At 70.9% G+C, this 20,230-nt stretch carries 23 protein-coding genes; 11 read left to right on the top strand and 12 right to left on the bottom strand.

From position 1 onward, the window contains the following. Positions 1 to 7: 7 nt before the first annotated feature. The 4 genes from Q8W71_RS07670 to Q8W71_RS07655 all read right to left on the bottom strand — a co-directional run bounded on the left by Q8W71_RS07670 (position 8) and on the right by Q8W71_RS07655 (position 3,899). Positions 8 to 1,192, bottom strand: a complete 1,185-nt coding sequence (locus tag Q8W71_RS07670; protein WP_305524746.1) for an SMP-30/gluconolactonase/LRE family protein — start codon at positions 1,190 to 1,192, stop codon at positions 8 to 10. A gap of 62 nt (positions 1,193 to 1,254) precedes the next feature. Then, the gene (locus tag Q8W71_RS07665; protein WP_305524745.1) at positions 1,255 to 2,427 is read right to left on the bottom strand and encodes a zinc-dependent alcohol dehydrogenase; all 1,173 of its coding nucleotides are present in this window, start codon (positions 2,425 to 2,427) and stop codon (positions 1,255 to 1,257) included. 201 nt (positions 2,428 to 2,628) lie between these two features. Beyond that, on the bottom strand, positions 2,629 to 2,955 hold the full coding sequence (locus Q8W71_RS07660) for a metal-sensitive transcriptional regulator (RefSeq protein ID WP_370875360.1): 327 nt from the start codon (positions 2,953 to 2,955) through the stop codon (positions 2,629 to 2,631). Positions 2,956 to 3,041: 86 nt separating this feature from the next. Continuing rightward, the gene (locus tag Q8W71_RS07655; RefSeq protein ID WP_305524744.1) at positions 3,042 to 3,899 is read right to left on the bottom strand and encodes a manganese catalase family protein; all 858 of its coding nucleotides are present in this window, start codon (positions 3,897 to 3,899) and stop codon (positions 3,042 to 3,044) included. 230 nt (positions 3,900 to 4,129) lie between these two features. Here Q8W71_RS07655 and Q8W71_RS07650 point away from each other — a divergent pair, with 230 nt between their 5' ends. After that, complete coding sequence (locus Q8W71_RS07650) at positions 4,130 to 4,951, top strand: alpha/beta fold hydrolase (RefSeq protein WP_305524743.1); 822 nt, start codon at positions 4,130 to 4,132, stop codon at positions 4,949 to 4,951. A gap of 69 nt (positions 4,952 to 5,020) precedes the next feature. Here Q8W71_RS07650 and Q8W71_RS07645 read toward each other — a convergent pair whose 3' ends face one another. From Q8W71_RS07645 to Q8W71_RS07615, 7 genes are all read right to left on the bottom strand, one after another. Beyond that, positions 5,021 to 5,506, bottom strand: coding sequence for a F0F1 ATP synthase subunit B family protein (locus tag Q8W71_RS07645; protein WP_305524797.1), 486 nt, complete (start codon positions 5,504 to 5,506; stop codon positions 5,021 to 5,023). A gap of 15 nt (positions 5,507 to 5,521) precedes the next feature. Further along, a complete protein-coding gene (locus tag Q8W71_RS07640; RefSeq protein WP_305524742.1) occupies positions 5,522 to 6,100 on the bottom strand; it encodes a F0F1 ATP synthase subunit B family protein in 579 nt (192 codons plus the stop codon). 140 nt (positions 6,101 to 6,240) lie between these two features. Next, positions 6,241 to 6,468 (bottom strand): F0F1 ATP synthase subunit C, encoded by a 228-nt coding sequence (locus Q8W71_RS07635; RefSeq protein ID WP_007566773.1) that lies wholly within the window; start codon positions 6,466 to 6,468, stop codon positions 6,241 to 6,243. A 66-nt stretch (positions 6,469 to 6,534) separates the two neighbouring features. Continuing rightward, on the bottom strand, positions 6,535 to 7,290 hold the full coding sequence (locus Q8W71_RS07630; RefSeq protein WP_305524741.1) for a F0F1 ATP synthase subunit A: 756 nt from the start codon (positions 7,288 to 7,290) through the stop codon (positions 6,535 to 6,537). Between the two features lie 80 nt (positions 7,291 to 7,370). Then, positions 7,371 to 7,736 carry an AtpZ/AtpI family protein gene (locus Q8W71_RS07625; protein WP_305524740.1) on the bottom strand — a complete coding sequence of 122 codons (366 nt, stop codon included), beginning with the start codon at positions 7,734 to 7,736 and terminating at the stop codon, positions 7,371 to 7,373. Between the two features lie 191 nt (positions 7,737 to 7,927). Then, positions 7,928 to 8,569, bottom strand: a complete 642-nt coding sequence (locus Q8W71_RS07620) for a DsbA family protein (RefSeq protein ID WP_305524739.1) — start codon at positions 8,567 to 8,569, stop codon at positions 7,928 to 7,930. Between the two features lie 141 nt (positions 8,570 to 8,710). After that, a complete protein-coding gene (locus Q8W71_RS07615) occupies positions 8,711 to 9,193 on the bottom strand; it encodes a DUF721 domain-containing protein (protein WP_305524738.1) in 483 nt (160 codons plus the stop codon). A 113-nt stretch (positions 9,194 to 9,306) separates the two neighbouring features. On the opposite strand from Q8W71_RS07615, the gene mutY reads away from it, so the two are divergent. Beyond that, positions 9,307 to 10,620, top strand: coding sequence for an A/G-specific adenine glycosylase (gene mutY / locus Q8W71_RS07610; RefSeq protein WP_305524737.1), 1,314 nt, complete (start codon positions 9,307 to 9,309; stop codon positions 10,618 to 10,620). A gap of 120 nt (positions 10,621 to 10,740) precedes the next feature. On the opposite strand, the gene Q8W71_RS07605 is transcribed toward mutY, so the two are convergent. Beyond that, entirely contained in the window at positions 10,741 to 11,943 is a 1,203-nt protein-coding gene (locus tag Q8W71_RS07605) for a site-specific DNA-methyltransferase (protein ID WP_305524736.1), read from the bottom strand. A gap of 565 nt (positions 11,944 to 12,508) precedes the next feature. On the opposite strand from Q8W71_RS07605, the gene Q8W71_RS07600 reads away from it, so the two are divergent. The 9 genes from Q8W71_RS07600 to Q8W71_RS07560 all read left to right on the top strand — a co-directional run bounded on the left by Q8W71_RS07600 (position 12,509) and on the right by Q8W71_RS07560 (position 20,230). Further along, complete coding sequence (locus Q8W71_RS07600; RefSeq protein ID WP_305524796.1) at positions 12,509 to 12,820, top strand: septal ring lytic transglycosylase RlpA family protein; 312 nt, start codon at positions 12,509 to 12,511, stop codon at positions 12,818 to 12,820. 130 nt (positions 12,821 to 12,950) lie between these two features. After that, positions 12,951 to 13,265 carry a polyhydroxyalkanoic acid system family protein gene (locus Q8W71_RS07595; protein ID WP_305524735.1) on the top strand — a complete coding sequence of 105 codons (315 nt, stop codon included), beginning with the start codon at positions 12,951 to 12,953 and terminating at the stop codon, positions 13,263 to 13,265. Between the two features lie 82 nt (positions 13,266 to 13,347). After that, positions 13,348 to 13,584, top strand: a complete 237-nt coding sequence (locus Q8W71_RS07590) for a hypothetical protein (protein WP_305524734.1) — start codon at positions 13,348 to 13,350, stop codon at positions 13,582 to 13,584. 51 nt (positions 13,585 to 13,635) lie between these two features. Next, positions 13,636 to 15,444, top strand: coding sequence for an ATP-binding cassette domain-containing protein (locus tag Q8W71_RS07585; RefSeq protein WP_305524733.1), 1,809 nt, complete (start codon positions 13,636 to 13,638; stop codon positions 15,442 to 15,444). Between the two features lie 90 nt (positions 15,445 to 15,534). Next, positions 15,535 to 17,463 (top strand): hypothetical protein, encoded by a 1,929-nt coding sequence (locus tag Q8W71_RS07580; protein WP_305524732.1) that lies wholly within the window; start codon positions 15,535 to 15,537, stop codon positions 17,461 to 17,463. Positions 17,464 to 17,506: 43 nt separating this feature from the next. Then, the gene (locus Q8W71_RS07575) at positions 17,507 to 17,776 is read left to right on the top strand and encodes a hypothetical protein (protein ID WP_305524731.1); all 270 of its coding nucleotides are present in this window, start codon (positions 17,507 to 17,509) and stop codon (positions 17,774 to 17,776) included. A gap of 74 nt (positions 17,777 to 17,850) precedes the next feature. Further along, on the top strand, positions 17,851 to 18,525 hold the full coding sequence (locus Q8W71_RS07570) for a YidB family protein (RefSeq protein WP_305524730.1): 675 nt from the start codon (positions 17,851 to 17,853) through the stop codon (positions 18,523 to 18,525). A gap of 142 nt (positions 18,526 to 18,667) precedes the next feature. Beyond that, positions 18,668 to 19,756 carry a TadE/TadG family type IV pilus assembly protein gene (locus Q8W71_RS07565; protein ID WP_305524729.1) on the top strand — a complete coding sequence of 363 codons (1,089 nt, stop codon included), beginning with the start codon at positions 18,668 to 18,670 and terminating at the stop codon, positions 19,754 to 19,756. 3 nt (positions 19,757 to 19,759) lie between these two features. Next, a complete protein-coding gene (locus Q8W71_RS07560) occupies positions 19,760 to 20,230 on the top strand; it encodes a TadE/TadG family type IV pilus assembly protein (protein WP_305524728.1) in 471 nt (156 codons plus the stop codon).

Here is a 20,230-nt window from a genome sequence, read left to right as displayed (position 1 = left end):
CTCCGCCTCAGCGCGGGGCGGAGGGCTTGAAGCTCCACAATTCGGTCGGCAGGCTGATCGGCGCGTCGGGCCTATAGAAGGCCGAGTCCTGGATGTGCGAGGTGGTGACGTAGAGCGTGCCGTCCGGCCCCTCGCTGAACGTATCGGGCCAGCGCAGACGCGGATCCTGCACCAGGGTCGTCAGGCCGGCATTGTTGCCGCCGAGTTCCCGGACCTTGATCGCGTCGTCCTGGGGCGAGGTTACGTACATCCGGCCGTCGCTCCGCGCGATGATCAGCCCGTCGGCGGGGCCGTTCTCGCCGATTGTCGCGATCTTGGCCGTCAGGCTGCGGTCGCTCAAGGATTCCGGGACGATCGCGGCGGTGGCCCAGCCGGTCAGGGCGTCGGTCGGCAGGCTGTAGAGGGTCTTGCCCTTGATCGCCTGCCAGTACAGCGTCCCGCCGTCCGGAGAGAGTGCGATGCCGTCGGCCGCGAACTCGACGCCGCGCCCGTCGGGCCGGCGCAGGGGCTTGCCGTCGTAGGTCACGGTCACGCTCTTGTCGGGCATGGTCGCGGGGGCGCCCGCGAGCAGCCGCTTGGCGGAGCCGGAGTCGATGTCCACGACGATCAGCGCGCCCTCGGCGCCGGAATCGGTGAGGTAGGCGGTCTTGCCGTCCGGCGAGATCCGCACGTCGTTGAGATAGGAACCCTGCGGGGCGATCGACGGGTCGAAGGCGATGGTCTTCGTCACCGCGTTGGTCTTCAAGTCGATGCCGACGAGCTTCGGCCCGTCCTTGACGAGCGCCGCCATGGCGGGGGCCGCCGCATCGACCACCCAGAGGCGGTCGTGGGGATCGGCCACCACGCTCTGCACGCAGACGAAGTGGGTCTTCGGGTCGAGCGTGTCCTTGCGCGCGTTGCGCCACGCGTTCCACTCGGCGTTCGGGTAAGGCACCGGCTTGCCGTCCTTCAATTCGGCCACGGAGACCGGCGCGTCCTCGGTCCAGCGCGGGAAGTTGACGAAGATCCGCCCGTCCTTGGTGACCGTCACGCCGGTCACCTGATGGTCGAACCGGGCCACCTGCGTGAGCCCGCCCGGCGATGCGGTCGGTGCGGGTGTGGCCGGACGGGACGGCTCCTGCGCCAGGGCCGGGGCAGCGGTGGCGTAGAACAGCGTGGCGCTCAGCGCCCGGATCGTCGGCGTCGTGATCATGCGTGATACCCAATGAAAACGGGCGGCTTGCGCCGCCCGGATGCCGGTAGAGCGAGAAGAAATCAGTTCGGGTGGAAGACGACCTTCACGCAGCCGTCCTTCTTGTCGCGGAACGTCTTGTAGAGATCCGGGCCGTCGGCGAGATTCGTCGAACGGTGGGTGATCAGCGACGTGACATCGAGCTTGCCCTGCTGGATCAGCTCCGTGAGCGTCTCCAGGTAGCGCTTCACGTGGGTCTGGCCGCTCTTGAGGGTCAGGCCCTTCTGCACCACCGAGCCCATGTTGATCGGCAGCGGCCCGCCGTAGACGCCGGGGATCGAGACGATGCCGCAGGGGCGCACCGCCTTGATCGCCTCGGTCAGCACGTAGGGCCGCTCGGTCGCGGTGAGCTTCTCCTGGATCGCGCTCACCACGCCGGCGATGCCGTGGCCGGCGGTGGCCTCCATGCCGACGCAGTCGATCACCGCGTCGGCGCCCTCGCCGCGGCTGATCTCCTTGATGCGCTCGAACACGTCTTCCTTCTCAAAATCGATGATGTCGGTCGCCCCCGCCTTCCGCGCCAGTTCGAGGCGCTCGGGAACCGTGTCGATGGCGATGATCCGCTCGGCACCCATCAGCTTGGCCGACTGGATCGCGAAGAAGCCGACCGGCCCGGCGCCCCAGATCGCAATCGTCTCGCCGCCCTGGATCTCGCAGTGTTCGGCGCCCTGCCAGCCTGTGGGCAGGATGTCGGTGAGGAACAGGGCCGACTCGTCGTCCATGCCGTCCGGGACCTTCATCGGCGCCACGTCGGCCATCGGCACGCGGACGTACTCGGCCTGGCCGCCCGCGTAGCCGCCGGTGAGGTGCGAGTAGCCGAACAGGCCGGCGGTGGTGTAGCCGAACATCGCGGCCGCCATCTCGGCGTTGCGGTTCGAGCGCTGGCAGACCGACCAGTTGCCGAGCTTGCACTGGCGGCATTCGCCGCAATTGATGTTGAAGGGCACGACGATCCGGTCGCCCTTCTTGAACTTTGTGAACCCCTGGCCGACCTCGACGACCTCGCCCATGAATTCGTGGCCGAGCACATCGCCGGATTCCATGGTCGGCATCAGTCCGTCCATGAGATGGAGGTCCGAGCCGCAGATCGCGCAGGACGTGACCTTGATGATCACGTCGCGGGAATCCTCGATCTGCGGATCCGGCACCGTATCGCAGCGGATGTCGTTCCTGCCGTGCCAGCAGAGAGCCTTCATCGTTCTGATCTCCAGATGGGAAGCGTGCGCGCGGGCGCGGCCTGACGAGGAAGCCCGCGATGACACGGCCAAGTTCCAACGGTGCGTTCCCGAGGTCGGCGGGTCGTCCGGCGCAGGATTTCGGGCGTGCGCGGGCGCGCGCGGCTGCCCGCGTCGGCCTCGCCGATCCGTTCGTCGTCTGAGGGCGGTCCGGAGACCCGCTTACTCGCTCTTGCGCATGGCCGCCCGCAGCACGCGCATCACGTCCGCGACGGCGACGCTCTCAGGGGTGTCGGCGCGGGCGGCGAGGGAGACCCCCGCCGCCACGTGCTCGGCGATGATGACCAGCGCCACCTCCCGCAGGGCGGCGGTGATGGCGTTGATCTGCTGGACCTCGTCGAGGCAGTAGCGGTCGGCTTCGACCATCCCGCGCAGGCCCCGCACCTGACCTTCGATCCGGTTCAGGCGCTGGAGCAGCGGCCGCTTGGCCGCGTCGCTGCGCCGGAGTTCGATCCTGTCCCCGGCGATGTCCGCCTCGATCCCGTCCACGGTTGCCCCCGTCGCCCCGAGGGTTCATGACCTATCATAGGTTATGGCGATGGTCCCCGCGCACGATGCGGGACGCGCGCGACGCCTCAGGCGATCTGTTCGTTCTGCGCGCTGCTGTCGGGCCGGGCCGGGCCGAGATTGGGCTCCTCGCCCATCGGCTTGTTCTTGAACACGGTGTACTCGCCCTTGCCGTCGAGCGAGGGCCCCTGCGTCCAGCGGCCGCCCTCGGACAGGGTGCCGTCCACCGACGTGACGTAAAAATTGTAGTTGTTGCGCTGATCCTCCTTCTCCTGCGGGAAGGAGTTCGGGATCGGCAGCGCCCCGGCGTGGCCGCCGAGTTCCTCGATCACCGCGAGCCATTGTTGCTGGTGCATCGTGTCGCGGGCGATCATGAAGTGGAGCATGTCCTTCATGCCGGCATCGTTGGTGGCGTTGTACAGCCGCGTCGCCAGCACCCGGCCGGTGCTCTCGGCGGCGACGTTGCAGTACATGTCCGCCGCGAGATTTCCGCTCGCGTAGATGTGGCTCATGTCGAAGGGCACGCCCTCGCAATTGGCCGGAAAGGCTGCCATGCCGGTCGACAGGATGTGCCGGTGCAGCATGCCCTCGACCATGTGGCGCGGGTTCTCGCCGCCCATCACTGCGCCGACGATGGTGTCGGCCGCCCCGGCCTCCTGGACCTTGGACGGCGCGGTCTCGAGATTCATCGCCACGGCCGTCGCCAGCATCTCGATGTGGCCGATCTCCTCGGTGGCCGTGTTCAGCAGCATCTCGCGGTACTTGGTCGACGGGCCGCGCGCGCCCCAGGCCTGGAAGAAGTACTGCATGCACACGCGGATCTCGCCCTCGATACCGCCGATCGCCTGCTGGAGCATGCGGGCGAAGACGGGATCGGGGCTGTCGACGCGAACGGGATACTGAAGGCGCTTGTCGAAGTAGTACATGGGAAAATCCCCGCGTATGTCGGGCGCCAGATACTCACCGTGAGTATGTGACGAATACCCCTCCAACCACCCGCGGCGGCGCGGGTTCGCACGGCCCGCGCAAAAAGGGCGTGGGAACCGATGCCGGTCGAGGCCGCTCGCGCGCGTTCGGACCGGCCCATGCCACGGCGGTGGAGCGGAACCGCCGCGGGGCTTCCGGCCGTTGACACGCTTTCGACGGAGCGATGGCGATGCCCTTCATCGAGGCCCGGGACGGCGCGCGGCTGTTCTACAAGGATTGGGGACGCGGACGGCCGGTGGTGCTGATCCACGGCTGGCCGCTCGATGCCGACATGTGGGAGTACCAGCAGCCGGCGCTGACCGAGGCGGGCTTCCGCACCATCGCCTACGACCGGCGCGGTTTCGGGCGCTCCGACCAGACCTGGGCGGGCTACGACTACGACACCTTCGCCGACGACCTGAAGGCCGTGCTCGACGGTCTCGACCTTCAGGATGTGGCACTGGTGGGCTTCTCGATGGGCGGCGGCGAGATCGCCCGCTACATGGGCCGGCACGGCGGGGCCCGCGTCACCCGGGCGGCGTTGATCTCGGCGGTGCCGCCGTACCTGCTCAAGACCGCCGACAACCCCGACGGTGTCGACGCCGCGGTGTTCGCGGGCATGATCGACGGCCTCAAGAAGAACCGCCCGCATTTCCTCGCCAATTTCGCCAAGACGTTCTTCGGCGCCGGGGTCTTCTCCTCGCCGGTGTCGGCCGAGCTGATCCAGTGGACCGGGAACCTCGCGATGCTGGCATCGCCGAAGGCCACGGTCGACTGCGTGCGCGCCTTCGGCGAGACCGACTTCCGCGCCGACATGGCCGCCTTCCGGGTGCCGACCCTGGTGGTGCACGGCGACGCCGACGAGACCGTGCCGTTTCCCGTCTCCGGCAAGGCGGCGGCCGCCGCGATCCCGGGGGCCCGGCTCGCGGTCTACGAGGGTGCATCGCACGCCGTGCCGTTCACCCACGCCGATCGCCTGAACGCCGACCTCCTGGACTTCCTGAAAGGCTGAGACCTCCATCCGCCTTGGAACGAAAAAAGCCGCCCGGAGGCGGCTTTTCGGATCGGAGGGACGCGCCCGTCAGGAGCGCATGCGGGTGCGGATCTCGCCGAGGCTGGAGCGGATCAGTCCCTGGGCGGCCTCGCCCTGCATCCGCTCGCGCAGGATCGTCTCGGAGACGCGGACCGCAGCCTCCGCGGCGGCGGCGCGAACCTGCGCCTCGGCCTGGGCCTCGGCCTGCGCGATCTTCGTCTCGGCGGCCTTGGTCCGGCGGGCGAGGAACTCGTCGAGCTTGCGGTGCCCCTCGTCGGCGGCGCGCTGCGCTTCCTCGCGGGCGTTGGCGACGATCGTCTCCGCCTCGCGCTCGGCCTCGGTCCGGCGGCGCTTGTAGTCGGCCAGCACGGCGGCGGCCTCCTCGCGCAGGCGCTTGGCCTCGTCGAGTTCGTGGCGGATGCGGTTGGCGCGCCCGTCGAGCCCCTTGGTCATCGTCGTGAAGCCGCCGACCTTCCAGACGATCGCCATGAAGACGAAGAAGGCGACGGCGACCCAGAATTCCGCTTCGAGCAGCATGAACCGTCCCCGTCAGTGTGCGGTGGCGTCGAGGGCGCGGTCGAGGCTCGCCCGGTCGGGAGCCTGCCCGGTCAGGCGCTCGACGATCGCCGCGGCCGTGTCGCCGGCGATCTCGCGGACGTTGCCCATGGCCTGCTCGGTGCGGCTGCGGATGGTCGCCTCGGCGGCTGCGAGCTTGGCGTTCAGGTCGCCTTCGAGCGACTTCCGCTTGTCGTCGGCCTCGGCGGCGAGGTCGTTGCGCGTGGCCTGGGCGATGTCGCGCGCCTTGGCCTGCGCGTCGCTCAGCGCGGTCTCGTAGGCCACGCCCGCGGCGTCGGCCTCGGACTTCATCGCCTGCGCCTGGTCCAGATCCGAGCGCAGCCGCTCGGCGCGGTTGTGCAGGATGGCCTGGATCCGCGGCAGCGCGATCTTGTCCATCAGGTAGTAGAGCAGCCCGAAGGCGAGGGCGAGCCAGATGAGCTGCGCCAGGAAGCCGGAGCTCTCGAAGGGCGGGAAGGCGCCGGTGTGGCTGTTGGCGTGCTCGGTATGGCCCGGCACGATCTGTGTGTCGGCGCCCGGAGGCGGCGTTGTGAGGGGGTTGGGCTGCGCCATGACACCGTCCGAGAGGGCACCGCGGCGGCGGTGCAGAAACACGGTGAGCGCCCGCGCCCAGGCGCCGGACGCTCACCCGCGAAGCGGCGGCCGAGGCCGCCCGGCCGGGAGCCGCGTCGCCGCGACCCCCGGAGTGCGCCTCAGACGGCGAACAGGAGGAGGAGGGCGATCAGCAGCGAGAAGATGCCGAGCGCCTCGGTGAGGGCGAAGCCCAGGAGCAGGGTGGCGCGCTGGCCGTCGGCAGCGGAGGGGTTGCGAAGGGCGCCGGCGAGGAACTGACCGAACAGATTGCCGAGGCCGATGCCCGCGCCCGCCATGCCGAGGCAGGCGAGGCCGGCGCCGATGTACTTCGCAGCGACGGGATCCATGATATCTCCTGAGGTCTCTTCTTTGCGAAAAACGTGCGCGACGTTCGCGGCGGGTGGAGCCGACCGTCAGTGGCCGGGGTGAAGGGCGTCGTTGAGGTAGATCGCCGTCAGCGTCGCGAAGACGTAGGCCTGGAGCGCCGCGACCAGGAATTCGAGGGCGGTCAGGGCGATCGTCAGGAACAGCGGCAGGGGCGATAGCACGCTCCAGGCGCCGGCGAGAAGGAGTTGCACCACGAAGAAGGCGAAGATCTTCATCGCGATGTGGCCGGCCAGCATGTTGGCGAACAGACGGACCGAGAGGCTGATCGGCCGCGAGATGAACGAGATCACCTCGATCGGCACGAGGATGCCGAGCAGCACCTTCGGCACCCCCGACGGGACGAACAGGCCGAAGAAGTGTGCGCCGTGCTTGTAGACGCCGTAGCCGACGACCACCGAGATCACCAGGGCGGCCAGCCCGAAGGTGATGATCAGGTGGCTGGTGACCGCGAAGGCGTAGGGGATCATCCCGAACAGGTTCAGGACCAGCACGAACATGAACAGCGAGAACACCAGCGGCATGAACTTCTTGCCGCCGTCGCCGGTCGCCTGATGGAGGGTGTCCTCCATGAACTCGTAGAAGATCTCCGCCAGCGCCTGCATGCGGCCCGGCACGACGGCGCGCGAGGCGGTCGCGACGATGGTGATCAGCGCGATCACGCCGACCGCGGCGAACATGTACAGGGCCGACTGGGTGAACGCGAGCTGCTGGCTGCCGATATGGCCGAGCGGCACGAGCGTCTTCAGCTCGAACTGGTGGATCGGGTCGATCGTGACCGCCATGCCCGTTTCCCGCCCTCGCATCTCGCTGCCCGGCAGCGCCGGGACTCACAACCCCTGGTGATCGGCGCGCCTTATGGCTGCTACCGATCGCGCTGTCCGGGACGCCCGCCGGCAAAGCCTGACACGCGCATCACGTTGTAGATGCCCGCCACGCACCCGAGCAGCAGGAGGACGATCAGGCCCCAGGGTTTCGTCCCGAAGACATGATCGACGATCCAGCCGAGGATGCCCCCCGCGATCACGCCCGCGACGAACTCCGTGGAGAGCGTCATCGCCTGCGCCAGCGGGGTGCGCCCAGTGTCCCGAGGGCGCGTCGAAGGATCGGGAGCAGCCAGCGGCCGCTTCCGTTCGATCTGCGTCTCGAGACGTCTGAGCCTCGCGGAAAGGTCGCTATCCGGCGGCGTGCCCTCGGCCCCGTTTCCGTCCCTGGTTCCGTCGCCGTTCACGGCTCAAAACTCACGGGGCGGAAGGATCTGGAACCGGCTGGACGCCCCCTTCAAGCGCGGCGCACCATAGTTTCGCCTACCTTGGGTGTCAAGGCGATCTGGCCTCACGGCAACCCTTTGTTTTTGCTCTATTTTCGTCGTTCGAGCGCGGTTTGTCCGGCCTGTTTTCCGGGCGGTTCCGGAGCGCCGGATCAGGCTCCCAGGATCGGCTTGATCACCTTCTCCATCCCCTCGATCGTCATCTCGCCGGTGAAGCGCTCGCCGTTGATGAAGAAGGTCGGCGTGGAGTCGACCTTGAAGGTCTCCAGGCCGCGCTGCTTCACGCCGTTGACGGCGTTGTAGATCTTCTGATCCTTCAGGCAGGCCTCGAACTTCTCCTTGGTGTAGCCCGCCTGCCGGAGCATCTGTTCGAGGGCATCGACCGGCTTCTGGGTGAACGCCCAGGCGGATTGCTGATCGAACAGCAGGTCGGTGATGGGGTAGTACATCTTGTTGCCCTCGCAGCGCGCCAGCATGAAGGCGGCGGTGGCCAGCGGGTCGAGGGGGAACTCGCGCAGGGTGAAACGGACCTTGCCGGTGTCGATGTAGCGCGCCTTCAGGGCCGGCCACGTGTCGCGGTGGAACGCGGCGCAGTGCGAGCAGGTCATCGAGGCGTACTCGATGATCGTCACCTTGGCATCGTCCGGCCCGAGCCAGACGTCGCCCAGCGGTCCCGGCTGCATCAGGGCCGCGACGTTGATCGAGTCCGCGCGCGCGGAGCCGGTCATGCGCGGCAGGAGGCCGGCGCCGAGGGCGAGGCCGGAGATCTTCAAAGCGTCGCGTCGCGTGGTCATGGCCGTGACTGCCTCCGCCCGAGGGCCCGTTCCGATGGCCTGACCGGGTATCCGCGGACGCAGCGCGTGGCAAGGCGGCGCGTTCGCGCGCGGGCGCCTGCCGGGGTCGGTCAACGCGGCGGGCCGACAGGTCCGGAGCGGTCAGGGCACTTGGCGGGTCGCCACGGCGGCGACCCCGAGACGGTCGAGCGCATCGCGCAGGCGCTCGTCGGCGATCGGCGCGACCGCCTGCGCGACCTCCCCGCGGCGGCCCGGATCGACGGCGCGCGCCGCCTTCCGCGCCGCGCCGCCGCCGACCCGATCCTGCTGGAGGACGATGCGGCCGACGCAGGCCCAGCCGTAATGAGCGTTGATGCGCTGGATCACCACCGGCGCGAGGTGCTGCAACTCGATGGCGAACACGCCCTCGACGCGCACCACCAGCGTACCGGAATCCGGCGCCTCGGCGGATTTCCGCCGCCGCCGCGGCCATTCGAGCTTTGAGGGGCGGCAGTAGCGGGCGAGCCGCTCGCCGACGATCTCGGGCCACGCGGCCAGGATGTCGGTCGAGGCGAAGCCCTGCGCGGCGAAGGCCGGCCCGATGCAGCCCTCGATCAGCTCGGCCAGCGGTTTGACGCGCGCCATTCGTCCCAGGGCCCCGGCTTCGACATCCGGCAGGTTAGCGCAGGACCGTTGACGAATGCAGCGGCCTCGGACCCTTTGAACGCCGGGCCGTGCCCGCTATGCAGCCCTGGCCCATGCCGATCCGCCCCGCCCCGGGCCCGCGACCCGATCCCGGACCGCGCGCCGCCGACCTGCTCGTGTGGTACGACCGGCACCGCCGCGTCCTGCCCTGGCGCGCGCTGCCGGGGCAGGTGCCCGACCCGTACCGGGTCTGGCTCTCCGAGGTGATGCTTCAGCAGACCACCATCGCGGCGGTGCGGCCGTATTACGCGACGTTCCTGGCGCGCTTCCCGGACGTGGCGGCGCTCGCCGCCGCGCCCGAGGACGCGGTGATGTCGGCCTGGGCCGGACTCGGTTACTACTCACGCGCGCGCAACCTGCACGCCTGCGCGCGCGCGGTCGCCGCGGCCGGACGGTTCCCGGACACGGCCGAGGGCCTGCGCAAGCTGCCGGGCATCGGCGCCTACACGGCGGGAGCGATCGCGGCGATCGCCTTCGACCGGGCCGAGGCGGCGGTGGACGGCAACGTCGAGCGGGTGATGACGCGCCTCTTCGCGGTCGAGGCGCCGCTGCCGGGGAGCCGGCCGGAGATCCGGCGTCTGACGCAAACCCTGGTCCCGGCGGAACGCCCCGGGGACTTCGCGCAGGCGCTGATGGACCTCGGTGCGACGATCTGCACGCCCAAGCGCCCGGCCTGCGCCCTCTGCCCGTGGATGGCGCCCTGCCGGGCCCGCGCGCAAGGCACCCAGGAGAGCTTCCCGCGCAAGATCCGCGCGGTGAAGGGCGCCCTGCGGCGGGGCGCCGTGTTCGTCGCGATCCGCAGCGGCGACGAGGCGGTGCTGCTGCGGACCCGTCCGCCGGAAGGCTTGCTCGCCAGCATGGCCGAGCCGCCGGGCAGTGCCTGGGAGTCGGACTACGACCCGGCGGCCGCGCTCCTCGACGCGCCGCTGGACGCCCGCTGGAAGCGTCTGCCCGGACTCGTCCGCCACGGCTTCACGCATTTCCCGCTGGAACTGACGGTGTTCTCCGCGCGCGTCGCGCTCGCCACCGTGCCGCCGCCTGGCACGCGGTTCACCCCGCGCGCCGCCCTCGACGGGGAGCCGCTGCCCGGCCTGATGCGCAAGGTTCTGGCCCACGCCTTCGATCCGAAGCCGGAGCCCGAGAAGAAGCCGCGCGGCCGGCCGAAGCGCGAGCCGGCGCCGATGCCGCTCCTGGCGGCGGCCGAACCGCCGCCGGAGCCCCCGCCGCCCCGTCCGACCGTGCGGCCGGTGCCGAAGCCGGCGCCGCGCCCGCAGACGCCGCCTGCCGAGGCCATGTTCGACGAGGATGCCGAGTCGGTTGCGCCGCCGCCGCCGAAGTCCGCGCGGCGACCGGCGCGCCGGCGCTGAGATCGAACCGGGATCCCGAAGGGCGAGCCCTTCGGCGGGTTTTCAGGGCCGAGCCCTGGAGCGCGGGGCTCCGCCCCGCACCCCGCGAAAGGGCGCCGCCCTTTCGGAACCCCGATTTGCTCAGCTCCCCATCGCGGCGCGCAACTCGGCGCGGTAGGTGTCGATGACCACCGGCCGGCCGCTCCGCTCGGCGTGCCAGAAGGTCCAGCCGTTGCAGGCCGGCAGGCCCTGGACCAGCGCTCCGATCTTGTGGATGGAGCCGACCACGAGGCCGTTGTCGAGCTGGCCGTCCGGCCGAACCGTGGCGCGGTAGCGGCGGCGCTCGTCGGTCAGCGTCTCGCCCGGCCGGATGTGCCCGGCCTCGATCACCGACAGGAACGGCACGCGCGGCTCGGCGCGCTTGGCCGGCGCCACGAGCAGGGCGGCCTGCGACAGGCGCTCCACTGCCGCGATCCGCGTCCGCGCCGCGGCGGCGTAGGCCGGATCGCGCTCGATGCCGATGAACCGGCGGCCGAGGCGCTTGGCGACCGCGCCCGTCGTGCCGGTGCCGAAGAACGGGTCGAGCACCACGTCGCCGGGATTGGTGGCCGCGAGCAGGGTGCGGGCGAGCAGCGCCTCGGGCTTCTGGGTCGGGTGGACCTTGCGGCCTTCGCCATCCTTCAGCCGCTCCTCCCCCGTGCACAGGGGGATGAACCAGTCGGAGCGCATCTGGAGATCTTCGTTGCCCCCCTTCAGCGCCTCGTAGTGGAAGGTGTAGCCCTTGGACTCGGCCGAGCGCGACGCCCAGATCAGCGTCTCGTGGGCGTTGGTGAACCGCTTGCCGCGGAAGTTCGGCATCGGGTTGGCTTTGCGCCAGACGATGTCGTTCAGGATCCAGTAACCGAGATCCTGGAGCGCGCTGCCCACGCGAAAGATGTTGTGGTACGACCCGATCACCCAGAGGGTCGCGTTCGGCTTCATCACCCGGCGGCACGCGGTGAGCCACTCGCGGGTGAAGGCGTCGTAGGCGGAGAAGCTCGCGAACTTGTCCCAGTCGTCGTCGACGGCATCGACGCGGCTCTGGTCCGGGCGCAGCAGGCCTGCCTCGCCGAGCTGGAGGTTGTAGGGCGGGTCCGCAAACACGCAGTCCACGCTGCTCGCCGGCAGCGCGTTCATCGCGGCGATGCAATCCCCGACGAGCACGTCGTCGAGGGGCAGAGTCGGGGTCTGAAGAGGCGACGGTCTGGGTACGAGACCCATCCGTGGCGCCGACGCGGGCCGCCCGGCACGCGAGACCTGTTTCCGGGCGAAGGCGTCGGCGGCCACGGTACGCTGGGAAGCCATGGCACACACCGGTTACGCGACTGACCCGGGGACCATGCGTCGGACAGGGTAAAGGCCGCGTTCTCCGATTTTCGGTGCGTGCGTCCCGTTCTGGGGCTGCAATTTTTGCCGGCGTCGCGGCATCCGCCCTCTCGTCGATCGCCGGCCCTGGGGAACCCTGACTGGGCAACCGAACTTCGCGCGGAGGCGTAGGCGCCTCTCGCTGACCCCGGCACCAAGCATCGTGCCGAGACGGCAGCCACGTGGGACCCAGCATTTCGCCGCGTGCAGAGCTAGGACATTATGCAGAACATCGCGCCGCGGAGGTGCGCGCGACGTCGACTTGCCCAATACGCCGCCGCGAATGTCCGCAAATATTGATTATTTCGATCGCGTGACGGCCGATGTAATCCTCGATGTCTTCGGCATGACCAGCTCGAAATCGGCGAAATGATGGCCGGAAACGGCGCAGAAACCCTGCCACATTCCGGCCCGGTTCGGACACGACTGGCGCCGCCCCACGAAAACAAAAGGGAATGCGCTGGGTATGAAGTCCGGTTTCACCACGTTCGCCAAGACTCTCGGAATGCTGGCCGCCCTCGTCGGGACCGGCCTGCCCGCCGCCGCACAGAGCGGTGGCGCCTCCTGGTACGGGAGCGGACACCGGACCGCGAGCGGCGAGCGCTTCAATCCGAACGGGATGACCGCGGCGCATCGCACCCTGCCGTTCGGCACCCGCGTCCGCGTCGAGAACACGCGCACCGGCCGCTCGGTGGTGGTGCGCATCAACGACCGCGGACCGTTCGTGCGCGGCCGCATCATCGACCTGTCCCGGGGTTCCGCCCGGGCGCTCGGCATGGGCGGCACCAGCTACGTCTCGCTGCACGTCGTCAACTGAGGCATCCGGAGGTCGCCGCCATCCGGGCGGCGCTGCCGCCGGATGGGACGGGCCGCCCGGCGTCACCGTTGTCCGCGGTGCCGGGCGGCCCCATCTGCTGCCGTATCACCCCGCAGCCGGTCGCCGTCCCATGCCGAAGCCCCTCATCGTCGACATCCCGCACGACCTCGGCCGCGACGAGGCCAAGCGGCGCCTGGAGCAGGGCACGGAGCAGGCCCGGGCGCTCCTGGCCAAGAGCGGCGTCAGCGTCGACCAGCTCGCCTGGACCGGCGACCGCCTGGATTTCGGCGTCTCGGCCATGACGCAGCGGGTGGCGGGCACGATCGACGTCGGGGCCGAGAGCGTGCGCCTCGAAGTGAAGCTGCCGTTCCTGCTCGCCCTGTTCGCGGAGAAGATCCAGAAGGTGGCGAGCAAGGAGGGCAACCTGCTGCTCACCAAGAAGTAGCCGGAACATCCGGCATGGGGACCCGTTCGCCTCGACCGAGCGGCGCCGGGAGAGGAGGCCGCCGACCCTTGAGGAGCGCGCCATGCCCGACATCCGCCTGTCCGATCCGGGAAACATCCCCGAAGTGCCGCAGCCGGCGCCGACGCCCGCCCCGGACACGCCCTACGAGCCCCCTCAGGTGCCGACGCCGGGGCCCGCGCCGGAGATTCCCGGCGGGACGCCCACCGAAGCCCCCGGAATCCACCCGCCCGAGATCCCGGTGAACGATCCCGGCGGCCCGACGATCAGTCCGCCCGGCCCGGCCAACCCCACCGCGTGAGGGCCGCGCGCCGCGTTTGAAGAGCGTGCCGGCCGCTGCCATAAGCCCGGCATGGCCGCTCCCCCCCTTCTGACCCTTCAGGACGCCGCGCTGACCTTCGGCGGCACGCCGCTGATCACCCGGGCCGATCTCAGCATCTCGCCCGGGGAGCGCGCCTGCCTCGTCGGCCGCAACGGCTCCGGCAAGTCGACGCTGATGCGCATCGTCGCCGGGCTGGTCGAGCCCGACCGCGGCCGCCTGTTCGTCCAGCCCGGCACCACGATCCGTTACCTCGCGCAGGAGCCGGACTTCTCCGGCTTCGACACCACCCTCGATTTCGTCGAGTCCGGGCTGGCGCCGGGCGATGCGACGCACCGCGCCCGCTACCTGCTGGAGAGCCTCGGGCTCACCGGCGCCGAGGACCCGACGAAGCTCTCGGGCGGGGAGGGGCGGCGGGCGGCGCTCGCCCAGGCGCTCGCCCCTGAGCCCGACGTGCTGCTCCTCGACGAGCCCACCAACCACCTCGACCTGCCGGCGATCGAGTGGCTGGAGGCGGAGCTGAAGGCGACCCGCGCGGCGCTCATCCTCATCAGCCACGACCGCCGCTTCCTCTCGGCCCTGTCGCGCGCCACGATCTGGCTCGACCGGGGCGAGACCCGGCGGATCGAGCAGGGCTTCTCCGGCTTCGAGGCATGGCGCGACGCCTTCTTCGAGGAGGAGGAGCGCGAGCAGCACAAGCTCGACCGCAAGATCGTCGCCGAGGAGCACTGGCTGCGCTACGGGGTCACCGCCCGGCGCAAGCGCAACGTCCGCCGCCTCGGCAACCTCCAGGCGCTCCGCCAGAGCCGCCGCGAGCTGCGCCGCCCGGTCGGGCAGGTCAGCATGCAGGCGGGCGAGGCGGAGAGTTCCGGCAGCCTCGTGATCGAGGCGCGCGGCGTCTCCAAAGCCTACGGCGACCGCCGGATCGTCGACGGGTTGTCGCTGCGGGTGATGCGCGGCGACCGCCTCGGCGTCGTCGGCGCCAACGGCGTGGGCAAGACCACCCTGATCAACCTGTTGACCGGCCAGCGCGCGCCGGATGCGGGCGACATCGTGCTCGGCACCAATCTCAAGCCGGTGTTCCTCGATCAGACCCGCTCGACCCTGGAGCCGGGCATGACGGTGAGCGACGTGCTCACCGGCGGGCGCGGCGACAGCGTCACGGTCAACGGCCGCAGCCGCCACGTGGTCGGCTACCTCAAGGACTTCCTGTTCTCGCCCGAGCAGGCACGCACGCCGGTCTCCGTCCTGTCGGGCGGCGAGCGCAACCGGCTGCTGATCGCCCGTGCGCTCGCCCAGCCCTCGAACCTGCTGGTGCTCGACGAGCCGACCAACGACCTCGACCTGGAGACCCTCGACCTCCTCCAGGAGATGCTCGGCGAGTACGAGGGCACGCTGATCCTCGTGAGCCACGACCGCGACTTCCTCGACCGGGTGACCGGCAGCGTCCTCGTCTCGGAGGGGGAGGGGCGCTGGGTCGAGTACGCGGGCGGCTACACCGACATGCTCGCCCAGCGCGGATCCGGCGTCGAGGCCCGGGCGGCCGCGGGCAGAGCCAAAGCCGAGACGAAGCCCGAGCGCTCCGAGCCGCGCGAGCGCCCCGCGCCGGGCAAGCCGAAGCTCGGCTTCAAGGACCAGCACGAGCTGAAGACCCTGCCGGGCCGCATCGAGAAGCTGGAGGCGGCGATCCGCCAGCTCAAGGGCATCCTCGACGACCCCGACCTCTACGCCCGCGATCCCGGCCGCTTCGACAAGGCCTCGGCGACCCTGGCTCAGGCCGAGACCGAGCTGGCTGCGGCGGAGGATCGCTGGCTGGAGCTGGAGATGCTGCGCGACGGCTGACCGTTCCGGGCAGACGGCATCGATGCTGCCGGCCTTCATGCTGCCGGAAAGCCGGTGGATCTTGGCGGACAGATCCACCGGACGATGCCCGTGCCGCTGCCTGACGCGACCGCCCGAGCCCTGAGCCGCGCCGGCTGGCTCGCCGGCCTGCCGGCCGTGGCGCTGATCTGGGTGGCCGCGACGTACTGGGCCGCGCCCGGCATCGGCGCCCGCGTCGAGGCCGAGGGGGCCGAGGTCGTCGCCGGAACCGGCACCGAGACCGGCGAGCCCTGGCTGCGGGTCGAGGCGCGCGGACGCGACCTCGTGGCCCGGGGCGAGGCGCCAGACGTGGTCGAGCGCGAGAGCATTCTGGCGCAACTCGCCGCCCTCGACGCGCCGCGACGGGTCGTGTCCGAACTCGGCGTCGTCGAGACCGCCACCCCCTTCGTCTGGTCCGCGACCCGGACGGGCCCCGCCAGCGTCGCGCTCGAAGGCAGCCGCCCGGTGGAGGTCGGCCGGCGCGCCCTGGAGGTGCAGGTGACCGGCGCGCTGGCCTCCGGCACGCGCCTCGACGACACCGCCCGCGCCGCCCGCGGGGCGCCCCCCGACTTCCCCGGGGCGGCCGCTTTCCTCGCGGCGCGGCTCTCGGGGCTCGGCAAGGGCGGCCGGGCGACGCTCAGCGACACGGTTCTCAGCCTGTCCGGCGAGGCGCTGGACATGCCGGCCTACGACGCCCTGCGCGCGGCGCTGGCGCAGCCGCCGGACGGCTTCAGCGTCGGCCGGGTCGAGGTGGTGCCCCCGCGCATCGCCGATTATCGCCTCGTCCTGGAGCGCGCACCCGCCGGGCTCGTCCTCGACGGCTTCGTGCCCGCCGAGGCGGCGCGGACGATGGCGAACGCCATGGCCGCCAAGCTCGCCGAGGGCGCGCCCGTCGAGGACCGCCTGCGCACCGCGCGCGGCCTGCCCGACGGTGTCGATGTCGCGGAACTGGTGGCGTTCCTCGGCCGGCTCGCGGAGTTGATCCAGGCCGGTCGCGTGACCTACGCGAACGGCGCGGTCTCCGTATCGGGCGACGCCGTCGACGCCGACGCCGTCCCCGAGGCACGCGCGCTGCTGCGCGACGGCCGTCCCGCCGGCGTCGCGGCGGGATCTGTCGATCTCGCCGTCCGGCCGCTCTCGCCCTACCGCGTGACGATCCGGCGCGCCGCCGACGGCGTGACCGTCAGCGGGCACCTGCCCGACCGGGAGATGCGCGAGCGCGTCCTCGCGGCCCTGCGCCCCCGCCTGTTCCGCGAGCCGGTGATCGACCGGACCCGGATCGCCGACGGCGCGCCGTCCGGTCTCGGCGCGGCGCTGGCCGCGACGGCACCCCTGCTGGCCAACCTCGCCGCGGGCGAGATCGCGGTCTCGGACCGGACGGTGCGGTTCACCGGCGAGAGCCTCTACCCGGAGAGCGCGGCCCGCGCCCCGGAAGCGCTCGCCGCCGTCCTGCCCGGCGGCTGGAGCGGCAAGGCCGCGGTCGCCCCGCGCAGGCCGGAGGAGCGGCGCGATCCCGCGACGTGCCGCGCGGACTTCTCCGCTACGATGGCAGCGGCGGACCTGCGCTTCCCGGCCGGCAGCGCGGCCCTGGCGGCGGGCTTCTACCCGACCCTGGACGCCCTGGCCGCCCTCGCCAGGGCCTGCCCGGCCCTGCGGATCGCGGTTTCGGGGCCCGCCGACCCGGTTAAGCCGCAGCCGGCCGTCACGGCCGGTCAGGGCGAGGCTGCTGAGACCGCCGGGGCGAAGCCGCCGAAGGTGGACGCGCCGACCGAAGCAAAGCCCGAGCCGGCCAAGGCGCCCGGCGCTGCGCGCAAGGCGAAGCCGGCTCCGAAGCCGGAGGCGGCGAAGAAGCCGGACGAGTCCGAGGTGCCCGCCGATCTGCCGCGGCAGCGGGCGCTCGCCCTGGTGGAGTACCTGCTCCAGGCCGGGGCCCGGCCCGATCAGGTCGCGCCCGGCCCCGACGCCGCGCCCGGCCGCGCCGCCTTCGCGCTGCTGCCATGAGCCGGGCCGCGCCGACGCGTGTCCCCGTGGAGACCGCCCGCCCGTGACCCTGCTGCTCACCGCGCTGTGGCCCGGACTCGCCGGGGCGACGGTGCTCGGTCTCCTGATCGGCTGGCTGGCGGGTTGGCCGGAGCGGCCGGGCGTGCCGCTGGCGATCCTCGGGCTCGCGGCCGGCCTCGCCGCGCTCGCGGTCTCCGGGCTCGTGCCGGGCGCCCCCGGCCTGTGGCTCGACAGCGCCTGCGCCCTCGTGGCGGCCTACGGAGCCGGCTGCGCTCTGGGCGCGCTCGCCCGGAGCCTCGGCGCCCGCGGCTGAGGCCGCGCAACCGGCCGCGCCCGGCCCCCGTTGTCGCTCCGGGGCGCCGATGCGCCCGCCTCGGGGAGGGACGGATGGGTCTGCTCGAATCGGCGATCGGCGGCGTGCTCGGGCAAGTGCTCGGCGGCCGCCAGGGCGGTCAGGGCGGCGGGATGTCGCCGATCGTCAAGGCGCTCCTGATGCTGCTGCTGGCCAAGGGGGCGAGCGGCGGGTTCGGCGACATCTTCGGGCGGGGGCACCGGGGGGAGCCGGGACCGGAGGCCGACCGCTCGGCCGGGGACGGCCCGGCGCCGGGGCGCGGACCGGGCGGGGATATCGGTGGCTACGATCAGTACGGGGATCGCCGCGACGAGCCCGGCTCCGACCTTCCGGGCGGCGGCTTCGACGATCTCGGCGGCATGCTCGACGGCCCCGGCGACGCCCCGGCCCGGGCCGGGACGGGCCCGCGCGATGTCGGGGGCGATCGCGGGGATGATCTCGGAGGTCTCGACGGGCTGGTCGACCGCTTCCGGCAGGGTGGGCTGGGCGACGTCATCGAGTCCTGGATCGGATCGGGGTCCAACCGCCCGGTCGGGCCGGACCAGCTCGCCCGCGCCCTCGGCGACGATACGGTGGGCGCGCTGGAACGCCGGACGGGCATGGACCGGGACCAACTGCTCGCCGAGCTGGCGCGGGCGCTGCCGGAGGTGGTCCACGCCCTGACCCCGCGCGGGCGGATGCCGGACGCGGAGGAGCGGCGGATGTGGTGACGCGCCGCGCGGGACTTCGCGCCGGCTGGAGCCTCACGGATCGGTGATGCCGATACTGAGGATTGTCGTGTTGGACCTTAAACGGGTGTTAGCCTCCGGGCTCTAGCCTCGGCCGCTCGAAACCGGACCGAGCGGGACACCCATGCCTGGCAGGGGCACATTCTCACGCGACCGGCGCGGCAGCCTCGCCGTGATCGTGGCCCTCGCTGCGCCCGCCCTGCTGGTCGGGATCGGCGGCGCCATCGAGATGTCCCGCGCGGTCACCTTCCGCCAGCGCCTGTGGAGCGCCGTCGAGTTGTCGTGCATCCAGAGCGCGGCCTACGTGAACGCGCAGAAGCCGCAGGACGTGACGGTGCGTTCCACAACGACGACCTACCCGGACATGGTCGCGGATATCGCCAAGCGCAACTTCGTTGCCAAGAATATTTCCATCGCCCCGCCGCCGATCACGCTGAACACCGATACAAGCGTTCATGTCGAGGCGACTCGGGACCAGAATCTGGTATTCTCATCGCTTTTCAATACTATCAAAATGACCTTCACTGCCGCGAAGGACTGCGCGGTGATCTCAACCACGGTTGCCAAGACGACCTCGACGTCGATGCCGGAGGTGCTCATCTCGGAATCGTTCGAGGGCAACCACAATGTGGGCGCCAACAGTTGGAGCGTGCTCGGCGGCTACAACAACAGCAACACTTGGAACGGCTGGACCACACAGGCGGCCGGCATCGAGATCAACAGCCAGATCTCGACCTCGGGAACGACGATCCTGTTCGGCACCTACTTCGCAGAGCTCGACAGCGATTGCGGCACATCCGCCAATTCCGGCAACCGCTCCTGCAAGTCAAACTCGACCATGTCGCGGATCCTGAACCTGCCGGCCGGCACCTACCAGATCCGCTACCAGTACCTTTCGCGGCTCCGGGACTGGTCGATCGGCAACTCGGTGATCTGCGGTTCCACGAACAGCGCCGTCTCCTATTACACCACCGAAGGCCAGACCAACCGCATCGAGGTTTACGTCGAGAAGCAGGGCAACTACACCTACAACGCGGCAAACATGGTCGATGTCTGCGTCCAGTCGAACTACTGGACGGAGCGGGTGATCAACTTCACCGTGCCTGCCACCGCGAATTACCGCATCTCCTGGCGGGCGGCGGGACGCGAGGACACCTTCGGCGGCTTGATCGACAACCTGCTGATCTGCCGCAACTACTGCCCGGCGAGCTGAGTCGTGCACCCGACCCTCCAAGCCCTCCGCCCGGTGCGGCGTCTGCGGGCGGACCGGCGCGGAAGCGTGGCGGTGGAATTCGCGCTGCTCGTCTGGCCGGTGATCCTGCTGGTCATGGGCGGGATCCAGCTCGCCATCTATCAGTACACCCAACTGACGCTGAGCAACGCGCTGTTCGACACGGCGTCCGACCCGGAGCCGGCCGTGCTGCTCGGCAATCAGGCGGGATACAAGTCCATCGTCTGCGCCCGCATCCGCATCATGCCGGCGGCGACCTGCGAGGAGAAGCTGCTGGTCGAGATGACGCCGCTTGCGGCGGTCCCGACCGGGACGCTCTCGATCCAGGGGGCGGCGTTCTCGCCCGGCCTGCCGATGAACCTGCTGGTGCTGCGCGCGGCGATCCCCGCCGTGAAGATCGTGCCGCTCTGGCCCCCGACCTGGGCGAAGGCCTCGGTCGTGTTCCGGCGATCGTGA

Origin of the sequence: Methylobacterium amylolyticum (assembly GCF_030700245.1) — a bacterium.
In the GTDB taxonomy this organism is placed as follows: domain Bacteria; phylum Pseudomonadota; class Alphaproteobacteria; order Rhizobiales; family Beijerinckiaceae; genus Methylobacterium.
The sequence above is the reverse complement of the archived record's forward strand: the minus strand, read 5'-3'. Positions and strand labels throughout refer to the sequence as shown.